Raw genomic sequence first — 17,374 nt, 5'->3', positions numbered from 1 at the left:
GCGGGGAGAGGGGGCGGATGATTACGGAACTCGACACGCTGCGGCACCGGGTCGGCCGCTTCCTGCTGTTCCTCGTCTGGGCCCATGTGCCGCTGCTGGCGGGCGTGGCGGTGATGACCCGCAATTCCGCCTGGCGCGCCGCGCTGGCCGGCGTGGCGCTGGCGGGATGCTATCACCTGATGTGGCACCGCCGCGGGATTTCGCGGGCGACACGCTATGTTTCGGCGGTGGTGCTGATCGGGGAACCGGCGGTCCTGCTGGTCCTGCTGCGGGGGCATCCCTGGCAGATGGACATGCACATGTACTTCTTCGCGATGTTCGCGGTGACCATCGCCTGGTGCGACCGGCTGGCGATCCTCGTCGCCGCCGTGGCGACGATACTGCATCACCTGGTGCTGCTCTATCTCCTGCCCCTGGTTGTCTTCCCCGGTGGCGGCAGCGTGGAGCGGGTCGTCCTGCATGCCGTGATCGTCCTGTTCCAGACGGCGGTCCTGGTCTGGCTGAGCGACCGTCTGGTCGAGAGTTTCACGCGGCAGAAAGCTCTGGCCGACGAGATCCTGGCAAAGCACGAGGCGCTGGAGGCACGCACCCGCGAGGCGGAAGAGGCCAACCGCGCCAAGAGCCTGTTCCTCGCCAACATGAGCCATGAAATCCGTACGCCGATGAACGCGATCCTGGGTTTCTGCCATCTGATCGGCCGCAGCCGGCTCGACGCCCGGCAGAAGGACTACGTCGCCAAGATCAACCAGGCGGGCAATTCGCTGCTGCGGGTCATCAACGACATTCTCGACTTCTCGAAGAACGAGGCGGGCAAGCTGTCACTTGAAGCGCATCCGTTCGACGTGCGCGCCGCCGTCGAGGCCCAGCGCCAGCTGATCGCCCACGATGCGGAATTCGCAGGCGTCATGGTCGTGACCGAGATCGCCGCGGACGTTCCCCGGCGCCTCTGCGGGGACGAGATCCGCTTCGGGCAGATCCTGCTCAATCTGCTCAACAATGCGGTGAAATTCTCCCCCGGCGGCATGGTCCGGGTCGGGCTGGCGGCGGAGCGGGACGAGGAGGACCGCGTGGTCCTCACGCTTTGCGTGGCCGATACCGGCATCGGCATGACCGCGCAGCAGCAGGCGGGCCTGTTCACCTCCTTCACCCAGGCCGACAGCACCACGACCCGGCGCTTCGGCGGCACCGGCCTCGGGCTGGCGATCTGCCGGCAGATCCTGGAGCAGATGGGCGGCGGCATCGCGGTGGCGAGCGCGCCGGGCGAGGGCAGCACTTTCACGTGCCGGATACCGATGCTGCGGGCGGCGGACGGGCCGCGCGACGTGTCGGTCCCCGACTGGGTGAAGGGCCTGCGGGTGCTGGCTGCCGACGACAATTCCGCCTCGCGCCAGATCATGCGGGAAGTGCTGGCCGGATGGGGCATGTCCCTCGACCTCGTGGCTTCGGGAAGCGAGGCGCTGAGTGCGCTGCGGGCGGCGGAGGAGATCGCCCGGCCCTACGATCTGGTCCTGCTCGACTGGAAGATGCCGGGGCTCGACGGTCTGGAAACGGCGCAGGCGATCCGCACGGTGCTGCGCGGCCTGTTGCTGCCCAAGACGATCCTCGTCACCGCCTACGGCACCGAAGAAGCGGTCCTGGGGACCGGCGCGGACGTCATCGACGGATTTCTGCCCAAGCCGCTGGTGCCCGAGACGCTTCTCGAGACGATCGTGGCGGTCTTTTCCGGCGCGGGCTTCATGGAGGGCAGCGCTCTGGCGGGGCCGATCGCACCGGTCGTTTCGCCGCGCCTGCGCGGGCTGCGCGTGCTGCTGGTGGAGGACAACGAGATCAACCGCGAGATCGGCACCGAACTGCTGCGCGATGCCGGGCTGGAGGTCGACTGTGCGGCCGACGGCCTGGCCGCCTGCGCGCGGGTGGAGGCGCGGCAGGGGGCTTATGCCGCGATCCTGATGGATGTGCAGATGCCTGAAATGGACGGTCTTGAAGCCACCCGGGTGATCCGCAGGCGCTGGCCGGTGGAGCAGTTGCCGATCATCGCGATGACCGCGCATGCGTACGAGGAGGAGCGCCAGCGATGCCTTGCGGCCGGCATGAACGATCATGTCGCCAAGCCGGTGGATCCGGCCGTGCTGATGCGCACGCTCGAACGCTGGCTGGTGCGATCGTCGCTGCCCGAGGTTTTGCCCGAGGCTCTTCCGGGCGAGGCGGCCGGACAAGGTTGAGCAAGTCTGAGCCGGTCCGGCTGCGTCTTGCCGCCGATCCGGTTGTTGCGGCGCGCCGATCGGGGCGGCCATTGTCCGGTTGGACGCTCGCTTTGCGCAGGCGCGATCCCGGCGGCCCAATGGCCCAGGCATCTTCGGTGCCGCAGGTATAATCATTTTATATCAATTCAATAAGCGTATTATACGGCCCCTTTCCCGGGTTTCGTTCAGGCCTGATCGTGCGCAGCGCGATAGCGCTGCCGACAGGTATTTCCGGCTTTCCGCAAGCCTGTTGCGTGGGCCCGCCGGGATTGGTTTCATCCCGGACATGTCGCCGCCGGTGCGGTTCGGAGCGCCCCGCGCCGATACCCTCGCAGCGGCTGCTCTTTGCCGTGCGGTGCCCTGCCGCACTCCCTAGATCGGAGCAGGAACAGCGGAGCGCATTCGCTGTGCACGCCGATTGCACGGCCCGGGTGATCCCGGCGGGAGGTACTGAAATGACAGTCGAGGCTATTCCCATCCTGTTGCCTCCGTGCCGGTTGGGCGAGCGTGCCGGATCGCCTGCGTGGACCCGGATCGGCGGCCGCGTGCTGCTTGCTATCGCCCTGCTCATGGCGATGGTGACGGTGCCGCTCAGCCGTCCTGCGCAGGCGCAGATTGCCGACCAGGCCAATCCCGTGCCGACGATTGACCGCGACCGTATCGACCGCGCGGTTCCGGTCCTGCCGCGGCCCGCGCAAGGCGATCCGGTTCCTGCGCCGCAGACTGTCGCCCCGCCCGTCGATCTGCCGGCCGAACTCAAGGCCGCCGGGCCCGGGGCCGCCGGGCCGCTGACTGCTGCCGTGCTCACCGCGGTGCGTTTCGACGGCAGCACCCTTGCGGAAGAAACCCTGGCGGCCTGCGTGCGCCCGTGGATCGGCAAGCCTCTCGACAAGGAGGTGCTGCAGGGCATCGCCAATGCGGTGACCGCGGCTTATGCGCGCAGCGATATTGCCTTTTACGCGGTGTCGATCCCCCCACAGGCGCCGACCGGCGGCGTGCTGCTGGTGCGCGCGGTGGAGGGGCGGGTCGTCGATTATGCGCTCGGCCACCGGACGCCGAGCACTCCCACGCGGCTGATCGACCGGCGCATGAAACGGCTGATGAAAGAGATGCCGACACGCCGCTCCACGCTGGAGCGGACCCTGTCGCTGCTGCGCGACATTCCCGGACAGCGGGTCGAGGCGAAGCTGCGGCGGACCGCCCGGCCCGGCGAGCTGGCGCTCGACCTTGCCGTGAAGCGCAAGCAGATCGAACTGGGCGTCAACCTCAACAACGGCGGCGTGGTCAACGTGACCTCCGGCGTGCAGGCCCAGGTCACGGTGGCGGCGAACGGGCTGCTGCGCGAAGCGGACGTCACGCGTGCTTCCGCCTATCTGCCGTTCCAGCCGGCGCATTATCAGTTCTACACGCTCAGCCATGCGACGCCGCTGGGCAGCGATGGAACAACGCTGGGGGTGAGCGGCGCCTATGTCCGCACCCGCACCCGCACGAGCGACATCCTCGGCGAAGCGCGCCAGGTGGGCATCGCCCTGTCGCATCCCGTGATCCGCTCCTATCGCCGCAACCTTACGGTGCATGCATCGCTCGACGGCGCCAACAGCAGCAACTACTACCTCGATACCGCCTTCGGGCAATTCCGCACCCGCGCCCTGCGGCTTGGGGCATCGTGGAGCGCGATCGGCAAGACCGGTGGTTACGCCGTTTCAGCCACGATCAGCCAGGGGCTCGATGCGCTCGGCGCGCGGCCGCTGGCCGGCTATTCGCAGGCCGATTTCCGCAAGGCCAATGCCCAGACCACGTTTGTCAAGCAGGTCGGCGGCAAGGTATCGCTTCAGGCGACCCTGCGCGGCCAATACACACGCGACCGGCTGGCGACGACCGAACGGTTTTCGCTGGGAGGGGAAGGCGCGGGCCTGGCCTACCGGACCGGGATCGTCACCGCCGACAAGGCGGTGGCGGGACAGGTGCAAGTGGCGTGGCAGCTCGTTGGCGGCGCGCAAGGCAAGCGGGCGCTGACGGCCTTTGTCTATAGCGATGGTGTGCTTGCCCATAGTTACGGCAGGCCGACGTACGGCTTGAAGGCTGCCGATTATTCGCTGGCGACGGCGGGCGGCGGAGTGCGGGTATCGCCGGTTCCGGGCTGGATCGTCGAGGCACAAGTGGCGGCCCCAGTCAAGAGTATTTCACCGAATTACAGCAAGAAAGCGCGGTTCCTGTTCAGTCTGGCGCGCTCGATCTGAACGCTTTTGCGTATACGCAAAACGGTTGAGCGGCGTCCCGGATCGACGATGGTCCGATGAGGAAAAGTTGTGATGTGGGAGGGGAAATGAAAAACGTCTGGGAAGTCTGGCCAAAGGCGCTGAGCGATGCGGAGTGTGACGCGATCGTCAATCGCGCGGCGCATTACGCTCCGCAGGACGCGACGGTCGGTTTTGCGGCGGACCTGCGCAGCGATCACATCCAGCGCAGTTCGACCATCCGCTGGTTCGATGCGGGGCGGGAGAAGGACATCGTCTCGCGCATCATGTCCTTTGTGCAGTCGTCGAACCGCTCGAACTTCGGTGCCGACATCGTTGCGCCGTTCGAACTGCAGTTCACCGAGTACCACGCGACAAACAAGGGGCATTACGACTGGCATCAGGATGTCTGGCTGGAATCGAACCGTCCGTTCGCGCGCAAGCTTTCGGTTGTTGTGCAGCTTTCGGCACCCGGCGATTACGATGGAGGGCAGTTCGAGTTCTTCGGCATCCAGAACCCCGGGCCGACCTTTGCCGATCGCGGCAGCCTGCTGATCTTTCCCTCGTTTCTCCAGCACCGTGTGCTGTCCGTCAGCCAGGGTAGCCGCAAGAGCCTGGTGACCTGGATCGAAGGCCCGAACTGGCGTTGAGGGTCCGTTTGAAAAATGCCCGAAAGGGCATTTTGAGCGCTGGTGCCGGATCATGGCCGCGACGGGATGGATCTGGGTTTCGCGGTGCCACGAAAAAAATGGAACCGGATCGACGGTATTTTTTTCGGCCATGGCGAGGGGCGCGCGCAAGGAATGCCGGTGGAGCGCAAAGGCTCTGGAATCTTTCCGCGATCAGCGGGATTACGAACGATATTGCGAAATTATCGCGGCGTTATCGATGATTGTTGTAAGTATTGATCAATAATAACCATCCGATCAGAATTCAATTCACGTTGCTTCATTGTAAATATTGCCGATCATCTGTCCTTATCGTGAAGGTTGCCGCGGGCATCCGGATCATGGTCTGGCGGTCTTTCGCGTTTTCCAAACCGGTGTTCCTGCCGGACTGGAAAACGCTCCATGGAAGGAGGCGAACTTGCGCTTCGATACCATCTTTTTCCAGCGCAGCGCGGTGGCGGCCTTGTCGCTGATGGCAGCGGTTTCGCTGGGAAGCGCGGCGCAGGCCGCCACTTATGGCGAGGATGCGGCAACCCCCGCGCAAGGCGCCGTGGCCGGCGCTCTGGACAGCATCGCCAGCCCCGACACGACCGTTTATGGCGACATGCTCGCAGCGATCGACGGCCTGGGCAGTTCGGCGGAGCGCGCCGATGCGCTGGGCCAGCTTTCGCCGCGCAATTACCGGCTCTTGCCGCGACTGGCGATCCAGTCGATGGATGCCAGCGATAGCGAGATCCGGGGCTATCTGGCCGAGCGGCGCGAACAGGCGTGGGACGCGGCGGCGGCGCCGCCGCCGCCTGCCGACCAGACGGTTCGCTTCATGCTCAGCTTCGGGCTCAAGCAGGCTGCCTACAAGCAGCGGATCGACCGGCCCGCGGCCAATTCGGACAGCCGGTCGATCCGCTCCGGCCTGGATGTCTCGCCGGCGAAAGGCCTGATTCTGGGGGCAACGCTGGGGATCGACGGCATCGATGCCAACCTCGACCGGTCGCAGCACCCCCGGATCACGCAGTTCAACGTCGATATCGGTCCTTACGCCAGCTATTCGACCAACACGTTCTATATCGACGCGACTTCTGTCTATAATCGCAGTTATTACAAGCTTCGCCGGCAGATCAGCTGGAGCGGCTTTTCCGACCAGCTGAGGACAAACGTGAGCGGAGACAACGCCGCCGCAACCGTCGAGGCTGGTAGCATCCTGCAGTTCGGCGCCCTTCGGGCGCAACCCTTCGCCGGGCTGCACTACCGCTATGCTGATGTAAGAGCCCGATTCAAAAGTGTCTCAAGCGTAGCAATATCTTGCGGTTCTGCGGATGAGCATGCGGATAGAAGCGATCGTGGCCCAGGCGGTAGACGAGGCGATGGTCGCCTCCCAGTCCTTTGCGAGGCGGCGGCACCGCCCCAGCCAGGCGAACGTGCGCTCGACGACCCAGCGGCGCGGGAGGACTTCGAAGCCCTCGGCCTTGTCGGAACGCTTGATGATCTCGATTACCCAATTCCCGACTTTGGCGAGTGCTCTCCTGAGCTTGTCTCCGGCGTAGCCACCATCGGCGAAGATATGGCGCAGCCAGGGGAAGCGCTGGCATATGCCTTTGAGCACGTCGACGGCGCCATCACGGTCCTGAATATCGGCGGTGTGCACGAGGATGGAGATCAGAAAACCGGAGGTGTCGGTCAGGATATGACGCTTGCGGCCTTTGACTTTCTTGCCCGCGTCATATCCACTCGGGCCGCCGCTTTCGGTCGTTTTCACGCTCTGGCTATCGATGATGCCCGCACTGGGAGAGGCTTCGCGCCCCTCGATCTCTCGCAGGTTCATGACCAGCAGCGTGTTCATCACCTCGAACAATCCCGCGTTACGCCAGGCGTAGAAATAGCGCCGAACCGTCGAGACCGGTGGAAAGCACTTGGGCAGCAGGCGCCAGGCACACCCGGCCGAAGCCAGATAGAGCAGCGCGTTGGCCACTTCGCGCATATTCGTGCTGCGCCGCCGACCGCCTTGCTTTGCCGGGGGAATGAACGGGGCCACCAGCGCCCACTCCTTATCCGTCATGTCGCTTGGATAACGCAGTCCCTTGCGGCTATGCTCCTCTCGAGCAATGCCAGTCCATGCCATTGATCACTCCATCTCTCGCAAGGACGGCGTGAATCATAACATGCTGGTATTGCTCAACAACTTTTGGATCGGGCTCTAAGCGGCTTTGTCGAACACGGTGGTGCGGCCGCTCTGGCCGTGGCGCAGTACAAGACGCAGTCCGTTCGCAGCAGCATTGGCCTGCGTGCCTCGACCAAGGCCCGAACAGGTTCGTGGACCGTAAGGCCGAACGTCGAGGCACAATGGCAACGCGAATTGCGCGGCCATCCCGATAGCCGGATCGAAGCCGTGTTTGCCGGCGGTGATACGCCGATCTTTGTCTTGCCCGGGGCACAGTATGCCCGCGACGTCGCCGTCGTGAAGGCGGGACTGTCCGCGGCGAGCGGCGAGCGGATAAGCATAAGGCTTGCCTATTCGGGCGAATTTGCCGCCGATCGCCATGTGCATGGGCTGGCGATCACGGCCAGCAGGCGGTTCTGAATAGCCCTCGGGTCGCACCACCGAACGGGCTGGGCGGCGCGGCAGGTTCCCGCGCCGCCCGATACCGCAAGCGTCCACCGAAAATGCAGTCGAAACGAACACAGTTTCGGGCAGCACCGGCGCTGCGAGGCGGTATCATCGGCGGGCCAGGGGGCGGCAATGCCGCGAAGCGCGGGGCAGGCGGTCCCGATCTGGCGCCTTGTGCGGGTTTTTCAGCGCACCATCGGAGGGTTTGATGGCAGGTTTTCTCAAGGATATTCTCGCAACCCTGTCCTACGAACCTGCCCCGGCCGAATTGCGGCCTGCGGATGCCGCGGCGCTGTCGCGGCTGGATGCGCGCCTGTCGGATTTCGTGCAGGACAATACCCGTTCGCGCGGGGCGATCTCGATGCGGCCGTCGGATTGCAGCGTGTGGGACGGCAACCCGCGCGACGTGCCGGGCCTCTCTGCCGATAGTTGCCGCTCGCTGATCGATTCCATCGCGCTGGAAGACGGCAATCGCATCCCCGTCCTGGTCCGCCGCAACCCTCCGGGCGCCGACCTGCCCTACCAGTTGCTGGTCGGGAGCCGGCGCCGTTTCGCGATAGACTGGCTCAATCACAACGGGCGGCCGGAAATCCGCCTGAACGCGCTGATCGTCGACCTGTCGGACGAAGAGGCGTTCCGCCTTGCCGATATCGAGAACCGTGAACGTCAGGACATCACCGAGATCGATCGCGCGCGCAGCTATCAGAATGCGGTCGATCGTTTCTACGGCGGCGTCCAGTCGCGCATGGCAGAAGCACTCGGGTTGTCGAACAGCCAGCTCAGTCGCCTGCTGGCGTTGGCACAGATGCCGGACGAGGTGGTAGACGCCTTCGCCACCAAGGACGAACTGCGCGTCCGCCATTCCGAGGTGCTGACGCCGCTGCTGCGCCGGGCCCAGCAGCGCGAACATGTGCTCTGCGCGGCCCGTGGCATCGCCGAGGAGCAGCAGAAGCTGGCCGCCACTGGCGAGCGGCTGATCCCCGCGGCCAGCGTGCTGGCACGGCTCAAGCAGGCCGGCAAGACGACCGATCGCTTGCGCGAGGCCGAACAGGCGATCGAGCTGGACGGATCGCGGATCGGCCGCCTGCGCCATGTGCGCGAGGGGCTGGCCGTCGAGATTCTCGTTGCCGAAGGCAGCGGGCTGGCCGGGGTGCTGGAGGCGGTCGAGCGGGCGCTGCGCGAGGCGCGGGAGGGCGCGCTTGATGAAACGCCCGATCAAGCGCCCTATGGAGCCTTGGCCGAGGACTTGGCCAGCGAGGATTGAAGTCTGTCTGGAAAATGCCCGGCAGGGCATTTTGAAGGCTGGCGGCGTGCAATGCGCTTTTCGCGAATTTCCAAACGGCCTCTGAGCGCGTCTCCGGCGCGGAACCATTCCCTCCCGCTCGCGGTCTCCCTTGGGGAGTGAAGCGCCCCGGGTTTTCCGGAGGCTATCCGGTTTGGCTCAGGCAGCCATATCGAGGGTCTCGATGGCTGCATAGTAATTTGCCTCTGCCTCGGCGGGCGGAATGTAGCCGATGGGACCGAAGAGGCGATGCTCGTTGTACCAGTGGACCCAGCGCAAGGTGGCCATTTCGACGGCCGATGCACTCGGCCAGGAGCGCTGGCGCCAGATTACCTCTGCCTTGTAGAGACCATTGATTGTTTCGGCCAAAGCGTTGATGCTCCTATGTTGGTCAAGAGCCTTTCGCGGCTGCTGGGAGCGGCTTTTCAGTGCAAAGGTGTTGGTAGATTTCGCGAGCGATGTAGCGCTTGAGGCACCGCCGGATTTCGCGAGGTGACTTGCCTTCGGCGGTTCGGCGCTGGATATATTCGCGGGTCGGCGGATGGTGGCGCATGCGAACCAAGGCGACGCGGTACAGAGCCGCATTCGCCCGCCGGTTGCCACCGCGGTTGAGCCGGTGACGGTTGGTCTTGCCACTTGATGCCGGCACGGGGCACACGCCGCATAGCTTGGCGAACGCGGCCTCGGATCGGATCCGCTGAGGATTGTCGCCCAAGACAATGAGCATGTCGGCGATGGTACCGGTCGACACGCCAGGCGCATCCATCAATGCCGGTGCGTGGGCACGCACCAACTGCTCGAGGACGGCTTCGTGCTCTTTGATCTCGGCATCCAGCATCAGCCATCGGTTCGCCAATGCGCGTAGCGCCATCTTCGCCGATGCAGTGGTGGATAGCAGTGCCCCCGGGCGCAGCGCTGCGATCGCGTGGATAAGCGTCATCTTGCCGGTCATGCTGATGAACCGCTCGCGCAACGCCTGGGGCGCGTTCACCAGCATTGTCTTGAGCGTGACCATGGCTTGTGTTCGCGCTTTGAGCGCGGTGTCGCGGGCGATCTTGAGGTGACGGATCATTTCGACGGTGCCATCACCGAGCTTGGGCTCACCGCCAGCGTCACCCGCAAGCACGGCCCTTGCAGCAGACTCGGCATCCACGGTATCGGTCTTGCCATATCGACGCCGGAGCTGCCGGTTGATCCGGCCGACCTCAATGACGCGCCAACCCTTCGCAGCCAACGCACGTGCGAGGCCGGCACCGTATGAGCCAGTTCCTTCGATACCGAACGCGTGCACGGTTCCGTGCTCGGTTGCCCAAGCTGCTACCTGGCGATAGCCCTTGCTGGTTACCGGGAACGATGCTGTGGCAAGCCGCGCGCCCAATCCGTTGATCGCGACCGCGACGTGAACGTCTTTATGGGTGTCGATGCCGATGACGACGGCGTCTGGTGTGATATCATGCATATTGGTCCTCCAGGCGGGTGGAACCCGAAGGCCCTTCGCGAGCGGACAGGACTGTGACGGGACGGCACTCCCTCAGGCTCCTATCAAGTCACGTTTCGCGACGCCCCGGGTGCAGCCTGGAGGGCCGACAGATCAACGCCATGACACGTGGTCAGTCGTAAGCACGGGTCAGACCTTCCAGACTGCACGCATCTTCTCACAGTCGTAAGAGTCCCCGACACTGCCGACTGAAGGAACCAGGTTGGCTTCGGCAAGGCGCTGGGTGTAGTTCATGGCAAGGTATTGGGCGGATTCAATCGGTCGTCGCAACACCTGCTTCCTGCTGCGGGGCGAGGAACTGGTCGAGGACTTCTGCAGGTGTCTTCCATCCGAGCGTCTTACGCGGGCGCGTGTTCATGGCGTGAGCAACTGCTTCGAGTTCTGGTATCGAGTGCCGGCTGAGATCGGTGCCCTTCGGGAAGTATTGGCGGAGCAGGCCGTTGGTGTTTTCATTTGAGCCACGCTGCCATGGGCTTTGCGGATCGCAGAAGTAGATTTTCAGTCCACTGTCGACCCGGAGCGTTGCGTGCTGGGCCATCTCGGCACCTTGGTCCCACGTGAGTGACTGACGGAGTTTCTCTGGCAGCTCGCGCATGTCGTCATCGCGCCGGGCACGTGCTGAACGCCTGGCGGGGTCGGCCAGACGGGCAGCATGTTCACGATAGGAGGACGGGGCGATCGCCAGTTCGCGGCAGATCGGCTCGATACCCAAGTCCTCGCGATGCGCGTCGATGAACGACATCATCACCTCTCGCGGCGGTCGAGCTCCGCCAGCGCAAAATACGCCGATGCCTTGCGCAGGATCTCGTTCGCGCGCCGCAACTCCTTTACCTCGCGCTCGAGCAGCTTGATCCTGGCCTTCTCATCAGCGGCAAGCGCCGCTGGCCCCGCTCGTCGGCTCGCCTCCTCGCGGCACCAGCGGCGCAGCGTCTCGGCCGTACAGCCAATCTTGGCGGCAATCGAAGACATCGCCTCCCACTCCGAACCGTAATCGGCGCGATGTTCGCCAACCATACGCACTGCACGATCGCGGATCTCAGGTGAAAACTTGTTCCGGGTTCTACTCATAACGAAAGCTCCTTCTCATAAATCGGAGCCTCCGGAAAACCCGGGGCGCTTCAGCGCGTGGTGACGGTGCGCCGGGAGGGAGAAGCCTGATGGCTCGGTTCTTCCCGGTCCTCACCTCGCTGCTGCTGGCGACCTCCCCTTTGGCCGTGCAAGCGCAGGAGGCTAATCCCACACCGCCTCAAGCCGACGAACATGCCGGAATGGATCATGGCAGCATGGACCATTCGCAGATGGACATGTCCGGCATGGACATGAGCGCGCCGGATATGAAGGGCATGGATCACTCCGCTCACGCCGTGCCCGCAAGCACGGTCTCCGACGAGCCGGGTGATGCCCCGCCGCCACCGGTGCCGACCGACTTTCCTGCGCAGCGCTTCTTCGCGCCCGATCGCATGGCGGCGTCGCGCGCGGCGATGGTGAAGGAGATGAAGTTCAACACTTTCGCCCTTCAGGTCGACCAACTGGAATTCCGCACCGGCAAGGGCGGGGACGGTTTCGGCTGGGAAGGGCAGGCGTGGTACGGCGGCGATATCGACCGGATCGTGCTTGCCAGCGAGGGCGAGGGCACCTTCGGCGAGCGGGCCGAGCGTATCGAGCTTAATGCCTACTGGCGTCACGCGCTCGATCCCTGGTTCAACCTGCAACTCGGCATGCGGCAGGACTTCCGGCCCGATCCGCAGCGCACTTACGCGCTGGTCGGCATCGAGGGGCTGGCACCTTACTGGTTCGAACTGCAAGGTCAGTTGCTCGTCTCGAACAAGGGCGATGTCCACGCACGCGGCAAGGCGGGCTATACCCAGCGCATAACCCAGTCGCTGGTGCTCGAACCCGAGGCTGAAGTCAATTTCGCCTTTCAGGACGTACCGGCGCTGAACGTCGGAGCGGGCTTCGAGCGCCTCGAAATGGGTGCGAGACTGCGCTACGAGCGAAACCGATCGCTGGACCCTTACGTGGGCGTGAACTGGGAGCGCAAGCTTGGCGGAACCGCCCGGATTGCGCGGACTGCGGGTGAGGGGGTGTCCGGCGTTTCGGCGGTCTTTGAGCCCGATTCAAAAGTGTCTCAAGCGTAGCAATATCTTGCGGTTCTGCGGATGAGCATGCGGATAGAAGCGATCGTGGCCCAGGCGGTAGACGAGGCGATGGTCGCCTCCCAGTCCTTTGCGAGGCGGCGGCACCGCCCCAGCCAGGCGAACGTGCGCTCGACGACCCAGCGGCGCGGGAGGACTTCGAAGCCCTCGGCCTTGTCGGAACGCTTGATGATCTCGATTACCCAATTCCCGACTTTGGCGAGTGCTCTCCTGAGCTTGTCTCCGGCGTAGCCACCATCGGCGAAGATATGGCGCAGCCAGGGGAAGCGCTGGCATATGCCTTTGAGCACGTCGACGGCGCCATCACGGTCCTGAATATCGGCGGTGTGCACGAGGATGGAGATCAGAAAACCGGAGGTGTCGGTCAGGATATGACGCTTGCGGCCTTTGACTTTCTTGCCCGCGTCATATCCACTCGGGCCGCCGCTTTCGGTCGTTTTCACGCTCTGGCTATCGATGATGCCCGCACTGGGAGAGGCTTCGCGCCCCTCGATCTCTCGCAGGTTCATGACCAGCAGCGTGTTCATCACCTCGAACAATCCCGCGTTACGCCAGGCGTAGAAATAGCGCCGAACCGTCGAGACCGGTGGAAAGCACTTGGGCAGCAGGCGCCAGGCACACCCGGCCGAAGCCAGATAGAGCAGCGCGTTGGCCACTTCGCGCATATTCGTGCTGCGCCGCCGACCGCCTTGCTTTGCCGGGGGAATGAACGGGGCCACCAGCGCCCACTCCTTATCCGTCATGTCGCTTGGATAACGCAGTCCCTTGCGGCTATGCTCCTCTCGAGCAATGCCAGTCCATGCCATTGATCACTCCATCTCTCGCAAGGACGGCGTGAATCATAACATGCTGGTATTGCTCAACAACTTTTGGATCGGGCTCTTTGGTGTGCGTGCGATGTTCTGATTGGCGCGGGAATACACTGCCTAATCGGGATGCGTTGCTTTGGTTGCGTACCCTCACGCAACCATCTGAAATCAGAAATCCTCGATCCTCATTCAAGCCAGCTTGCCGGTTACGCCTTCGGCCACATTGCCGCCTCGCAGCATGATGTCGACGAGCTTTTCGAGATCGCGATCGGTCTTTTTGACTTCGGCAAGGACCTCGCGCTCAACGTGCTCTATTTCGACGATGCAGATCAGACCATGTTGCGCTCCTTGCGCGGGTTGTTGCGCGAAGGTGGTCGGTTGGTGGCGTAGGGTACCGAACGGCGGACGATGGAAGGTTGGCCCTTTGCGCAGCAGGGCCTGCATCGTCTCCATGATGCGGAGCAGTTGCGCGTCGCCTTCCTCGCCGCCGGCTTCGTCGTCTTGCGGCTGGTGCACCGGGAAGTCCCGGATCAGGCGTAGAGCCACGAGAGGGTAAGCGCCGCGCAGCCCACGACGAGCGCCACCAGCGGCGCGCCCATGCGTGCGTAGTCGCCGAACCGATAGCCTCCCGGCCCCATGACCAGGAGGTTGTTCTGGTGGCCGATCGGCGTCAGGAAATCCGAAGACGCGCCGATCAGTACCGCCAGCAGCGCGGCATCCGGGCTGACGTGCAGGAGGTTTGCCGCATCGATCGCCAGCGGCCCCATGATGATCGCGGTCGCCACGTTGTTGAGGAAAATCGACAGCACCAAGGTTACCGCGCACAACGCTGCCAGCACACCGATGAGCGGAATCCCGCCGAGGGCCTGTCCCAGCCACTGTGCGGCGATGGCCGCCGCCCCGCTATGCTCGAAACTCTGACCGACCGGAATCATCGCGGCGAGCAGGACGATCACGCTCCAGTCGATGGAGCGATAGATTTCCTCGGCCGGGAGAAGGCGCGCTGCGGCGATGAGCACGGCTGCCCCGGTAAACGCGAGGGCAGGGGATAGCCCCAGCGCGACGATGGAGCCGATCGCTGCGGCAAAGATGGCGAGGATTGCGAGCGCCTGCGGGCGCGCCGTGGATATCGGATCGTGCCGATCGATCTCGAGGAGGCGTGCTCCGGCACAGAAAGCACCCAGAACACGCTGCGGGCCACGGATGTAGAGCTGGTCCCCCGGGCCGATGCGCATGTCGACAAGCTGAACCCGTTCCTTGGCGACCCTGGGGCCCACGGCTACAACCTGCAATTGCTGCAGGCTACGCGTACGGACTTCGTCATAGCCCATGCCGATGAGGGGCGAACCGTAAGCCACAACGACCCGACCCGTAACGGCATCGGGATCGCGGTCTACAGCAACGTCCGAGGCCAGGCCCGATTTGGCCGCGACGGACCATTGGTTCTCTCGCGAGAGAACCAGCAACCGATCCTGGGGCAACAGCCGATCGATGCCCTCGATCCGCTCGATATCGCGGAACATTGCAAGGAGCCGCGCACCGGAACGGCGAAGGCGCTGGCGCAATTCAGCAAAATCGAAAGTCTCATCGCGCACTTCGAGTTCATAGACGCGCCAGGGGGCCTTTTCATCTGTCACCTCGCCGCCACGCTTCGGCAGGAGACGCCAGCCGATGAGCGCCAGATAGGCAAGTCCCACGATCGTGACGGCAATGCCCACAGGCGTCATGGTGAAGAAGCCGAAAGGCGCGCCGAGCCGGGTCTCGCGCACCGAGGAGAGGATGAGATTGGCAGGCGTGCCGATCAGTGTCGTCATGCCGCCCAGGATCGTCGCGAAGGCAAGCGGCATCAGTGTCGCCGCCGGCGGGCGTCTTGCAGACCGTGCGATTTCGGAGGCGATCGGCATCGTTATGACCAGCGCGGCAATGTTGTTCATGAAGGCGGAGAGCAGGGCGCCAACCAGAAGCAGGCTGGAGAGGCGGATCGCGAACGGTGCGCCGGGAGGAATGATCCTGCTGGCGACAACCGCTGCCGCACCGCTGAGTTCGATGGCGCGGCCAACCACAAGCACCGCGGCAACGGCAATCACGGCCGGGTCGGCAAAGCCGGTGAAGGCTTCGGCAGGCGTCACAAGTCCGGCTGCAAGACAGGCAATGAGCGCGAACAGGGCCACGAGATCGTGCCGCACTCGCTCCGAGACGAACAGGACCAGCGCGCCGAGCAGGATCAGCGCGCTGAGGAGGGCAGGGCTCAAGGCCGTTCCTCGTCAGCAGTGGCGGCCCGGAGCGCAATTCGGCTGCCTGCGGCCGGGGCGGGCTTGGGTTCGATACCGTTTTCGCGCAGAAGTGCCGCAATCGTAATAGCGCGTCGCTCGGTGAGCGAGGGTGTCTCGGGTGTAGCTTCAGGAAGACCTGGAACCGCGAGAGCGCGGACGTTCCAGCGCTGAGCCGCCCACGCCGAGGTCAGGACCGCCTCGCGAGAAGGCGCGTCCAGCTGGTCGTCGGTGCCGACAAAGGCGATTTGCGGATAGGCCATTTGCGGCGGGATCAGGACAATGTCCCAGCCTTGCGCCTGCGCGGCGACGCGGCGCTCCAATGTGCGGTAGGTTGCCAGCGAGGCTCCGGGCAAGGGACCCGCCGTTGCCATGGCGCGGTGATGGTCGCGGTCGATGGTGACACTGTCAGGGGCAATGCCGGCCGTAAGCGCCAGAACCTGCGAAAGCGCGGCAATACGCTGGCTCTCGATTGCGGCGGCTTCACCTGCCTGGCGCAGCTCTTCGCGCTGCGCATCGATGGCGCCCGCTCCTGGCTCCAGGACGACCTGATCCAGCCGCAGTTTCAACGGCCGTCCGAGCCTTTCGGTCAAATCCTGTTGCAAGCCGCTGGATCGTTCGAGGCTTGCGCGCGGAGCGATGACGACGGCACGCACGACCAGCGGCTTGCTGTCGAAGTCGATGTCGAGCTGGGTAATGCGCGCGTCCGCGCCGAAGCGCTGCGCCAGGAACGTCCGGGTCTGGTTGAGGGTCACGGTTTCACTGGCGATTTGCCGCAGGGAAATGCCGAGCGGGATTGCCATGCCCATGAAGACGAAGAGCAGCACGAAAGTCTGCGTCCAGGTCTGCTGACTGCTGAGGTGGTGTCCAAAGCCATAGAAGCGCGCCATGACCATGGCGGACAATGCGATCGTCACGAAGTTTGTCACGAACAGGGCAAAGGCGCCGCCGAGGATCGGCATGTTCCAGGTCGCAAGGCCGTAACCCACGACTGCAAGCGGCGGCATGAGGGCCGTAGCGATCGCGACGCCGACAATCGTGTCGCCGCGCCCCCGGATGATCGCGAATGTTCCGGCGAGCGCCGCGAACAGCGCGACGGCAAGGTCGAACAGGTTGGGCCGGGTGCGCGCGATGATCTCGGCAGTCGGGGCCTGCAGCGGCGAAAGCGCGACGATAAGCGCGGTGAAGACGACGGCAGCTACCGCGCCGATGGCCAGAGCCGTCAGCGAACGGCGCATTTCGGAGAAATCGAAGAGGGCGAGGCTGAAGCCGAGCCCCAGGATCGGGCTCATCAGGGGGGAAATCAGCATCGCGCCGATTACCACTGCCGGAGACGACAGGAGCAGGCCGAGAACTGCGATCCCCGCGGACATCATCACCATGAAGGCATAGCGCGGTGACCAGCCACTATCCTCCTGGATACGCTCCAGAACGAGAGCGTGATCGACGCGGCCGACGATCGCGCGCCGCCACCAGCGATAGAGCGGCACGTGCTGGAAATGTGCTGCCACGTTATCCTGCGATGGCAATGGCGCGCTCGCTTTGTCCAAATCCGCTCTCCGTGTCGGCTTGTTCGATCAGGGTAACAACGTCCCTGATATTATGCTGT

12 protein-coding genes, 4 pseudogenes and 1 other annotated feature are annotated in these 17,374 nt (G+C 64.3%); of the genes and pseudogenes, 7 read left to right on the top strand and 9 right to left on the bottom strand.

Features of this window, described 5'->3' with window-relative positions:
- The first annotated feature begins 17 nt into the window (after positions 1-17).
- The 4 genes and pseudogenes from DM450_RS22205 to DM450_RS26505 form a co-directional block, all read left to right on the top strand.
- Complete coding sequence (locus tag DM450_RS22205; RefSeq protein WP_142639190.1) at positions 18-2,222, top strand: response regulator; 2,205 nt, start codon at positions 18-20, stop codon at positions 2,220-2,222.
- Between the two features lie 476 nt (positions 2,223-2,698).
- Positions 2,699-4,483 carry a ShlB/FhaC/HecB family hemolysin secretion/activation protein gene (locus tag DM450_RS22200; RefSeq protein WP_142639188.1) on the top strand — a complete coding sequence of 595 codons (1,785 nt, stop codon included), beginning with the start codon at positions 2,699-2,701 and terminating at the stop codon, positions 4,481-4,483.
- A gap of 86 nt (positions 4,484-4,569) precedes the next feature.
- Positions 4,570-5,130, top strand: a complete 561-nt coding sequence (locus DM450_RS22195; RefSeq protein ID WP_142639186.1) for a 2OG-Fe(II) oxygenase — start codon at positions 4,570-4,572, stop codon at positions 5,128-5,130.
- 490 nt (positions 5,131-5,620) lie between these two features.
- Positions 5,621-6,349, top strand: a pseudogene (locus tag DM450_RS26505) (autotransporter domain-containing protein); the annotation flags it as partial.
- Between the two features lie 81 nt (positions 6,350-6,430).
- Here DM450_RS26505 and DM450_RS22185 read toward each other — a convergent pair.
- Positions 6,431-7,264, bottom strand: coding sequence for an IS5 family transposase (locus tag DM450_RS22185; protein WP_142632654.1), 834 nt, complete (start codon positions 7,262-7,264; stop codon positions 6,431-6,433).
- A gap of 63 nt (positions 7,265-7,327) precedes the next feature.
- On the opposite strand from DM450_RS22185, the gene DM450_RS22180 reads away from it, so the two are divergent.
- Positions 7,328-7,723: an autotransporter domain-containing protein gene (locus DM450_RS22180; RefSeq protein ID WP_260610520.1), complete on the top strand. Its 396-nt coding sequence runs from the start codon at positions 7,328-7,330 to the stop codon at positions 7,721-7,723.
- Positions 7,724-7,958: 235 nt separating this feature from the next.
- Positions 7,959-9,014, top strand: a complete 1,056-nt coding sequence (locus DM450_RS22175; protein WP_142639182.1) for a ParB/RepB/Spo0J family partition protein — start codon at positions 7,959-7,961, stop codon at positions 9,012-9,014.
- Between the two features lie 177 nt (positions 9,015-9,191).
- Here DM450_RS22175 and DM450_RS22170 read toward each other — a convergent pair.
- The 4 genes and pseudogenes from DM450_RS22170 to DM450_RS22155 all read right to left on the bottom strand — a co-directional run.
- Positions 9,192-9,407, bottom strand: a pseudogene (locus tag DM450_RS22170) (integrase core domain-containing protein); the annotation flags it as partial.
- 16 nt (positions 9,408-9,423) lie between these two features.
- Complete coding sequence (locus DM450_RS22165; RefSeq protein ID WP_142639180.1) at positions 9,424-10,491, bottom strand: IS110 family transposase; 1,068 nt, start codon at positions 10,489-10,491, stop codon at positions 9,424-9,426.
- A 292-nt stretch (positions 10,492-10,783) separates the two neighbouring features.
- Positions 10,784-11,119 (bottom strand): annotated as a pseudogene (locus DM450_RS22160) (IS30 family transposase); the annotation flags it as partial.
- A gap of 5 nt (positions 11,120-11,124) precedes the next feature.
- Positions 11,125-11,598: pseudogene (locus DM450_RS22155) on the bottom strand (transposase); the annotation flags it as partial.
- Positions 11,203-11,317 (bottom strand) — a sequence feature (AL1L pseudoknot). (Overlaps the previous pseudogene by 115 nt.)
- A gap of 89 nt (positions 11,599-11,687) precedes the next feature.
- On the opposite strand from DM450_RS22155, the gene DM450_RS22150 reads away from it, so the two are divergent.
- Entirely contained in the window at positions 11,688-12,668 is a 981-nt protein-coding gene (locus DM450_RS22150; protein ID WP_142639177.1) for a copper resistance protein B, read from the top strand.
- On the opposite strand, the gene DM450_RS22145 is transcribed toward DM450_RS22150, so the two are convergent.
- The 4 genes from DM450_RS22145 to DM450_RS22130 form a co-directional block, all read right to left on the bottom strand.
- Positions 12,659-13,492 carry an IS5 family transposase gene (locus DM450_RS22145; protein WP_142632654.1) on the bottom strand — a complete coding sequence of 278 codons (834 nt, stop codon included), beginning with the start codon at positions 13,490-13,492 and terminating at the stop codon, positions 12,659-12,661. The two genes, DM450_RS22150 and DM450_RS22145, sit on opposite strands and share 10 nt — an antisense overlap.
- 192 nt (positions 13,493-13,684) lie before the next feature.
- On the bottom strand, positions 13,685-14,041 hold the full coding sequence (locus tag DM450_RS22140) for a hypothetical protein (protein ID WP_142639175.1): 357 nt from the start codon (positions 14,039-14,041) through the stop codon (positions 13,685-13,687).
- Positions 14,026-15,747, bottom strand: coding sequence for an SLC13 family permease (locus DM450_RS22135; protein WP_142639173.1), 1,722 nt, complete (start codon positions 15,745-15,747; stop codon positions 14,026-14,028). Before DM450_RS22135 ends, DM450_RS22140 begins: the two co-directional genes overlap by 16 nt.
- Positions 15,744-17,276, bottom strand: a complete 1,533-nt coding sequence (locus DM450_RS22130; RefSeq protein WP_260610518.1) for a DUF389 domain-containing protein — start codon at positions 17,274-17,276, stop codon at positions 15,744-15,746. Before DM450_RS22130 ends, DM450_RS22135 begins: the two co-directional genes overlap by 4 nt.
- Positions 17,277-17,374: the final 98 nt, after the last annotated feature.

Origin of the sequence: Sphingomonas sp. IC081 (genome assembly GCF_006874585.1) — a bacterium.
GTDB lineage: Bacteria > Pseudomonadota > Alphaproteobacteria > Sphingomonadales > Sphingomonadaceae > Novosphingobium.
The sequence above is the reverse complement of the archived record's forward strand: the minus strand, read 5'-3'. Positions and strand labels throughout refer to the sequence as shown.

Coding starts and splice junctions, on each gene's coding strand:
- DM450_RS22165 (WP_142639180.1), bottom strand. CDS start 10,491: ATGCATGATATCACACCAGACGCCGTCGTCATCGGCATCGACACCCAT.
- DM450_RS22205 (WP_142639190.1), top strand. CDS start 18: ATGATTACGGAACTCGACACGCTGCGGCACCGGGTCGGCCGCTTCCTG.
- DM450_RS22195 (WP_142639186.1), top strand. CDS start 4,570: ATGAAAAACGTCTGGGAAGTCTGGCCAAAGGCGCTGAGCGATGCGGAG.
- DM450_RS22175 (WP_142639182.1), top strand. CDS start 7,959: ATGGCAGGTTTTCTCAAGGATATTCTCGCAACCCTGTCCTACGAACCT.
- DM450_RS22150 (WP_142639177.1), top strand. CDS start 11,688: ATGGCTCGGTTCTTCCCGGTCCTCACCTCGCTGCTGCTGGCGACCTCC.
- DM450_RS22145 (WP_142632654.1), bottom strand. CDS start 13,492: ATGGCATGGACTGGCATTGCTCGAGAGGAGCATAGCCGCAAGGGACTG.
- DM450_RS22200 (WP_142639188.1), top strand. CDS start 2,699: ATGACAGTCGAGGCTATTCCCATCCTGTTGCCTCCGTGCCGGTTGGGC.
- DM450_RS22185 (WP_142632654.1), bottom strand. CDS start 7,264: ATGGCATGGACTGGCATTGCTCGAGAGGAGCATAGCCGCAAGGGACTG.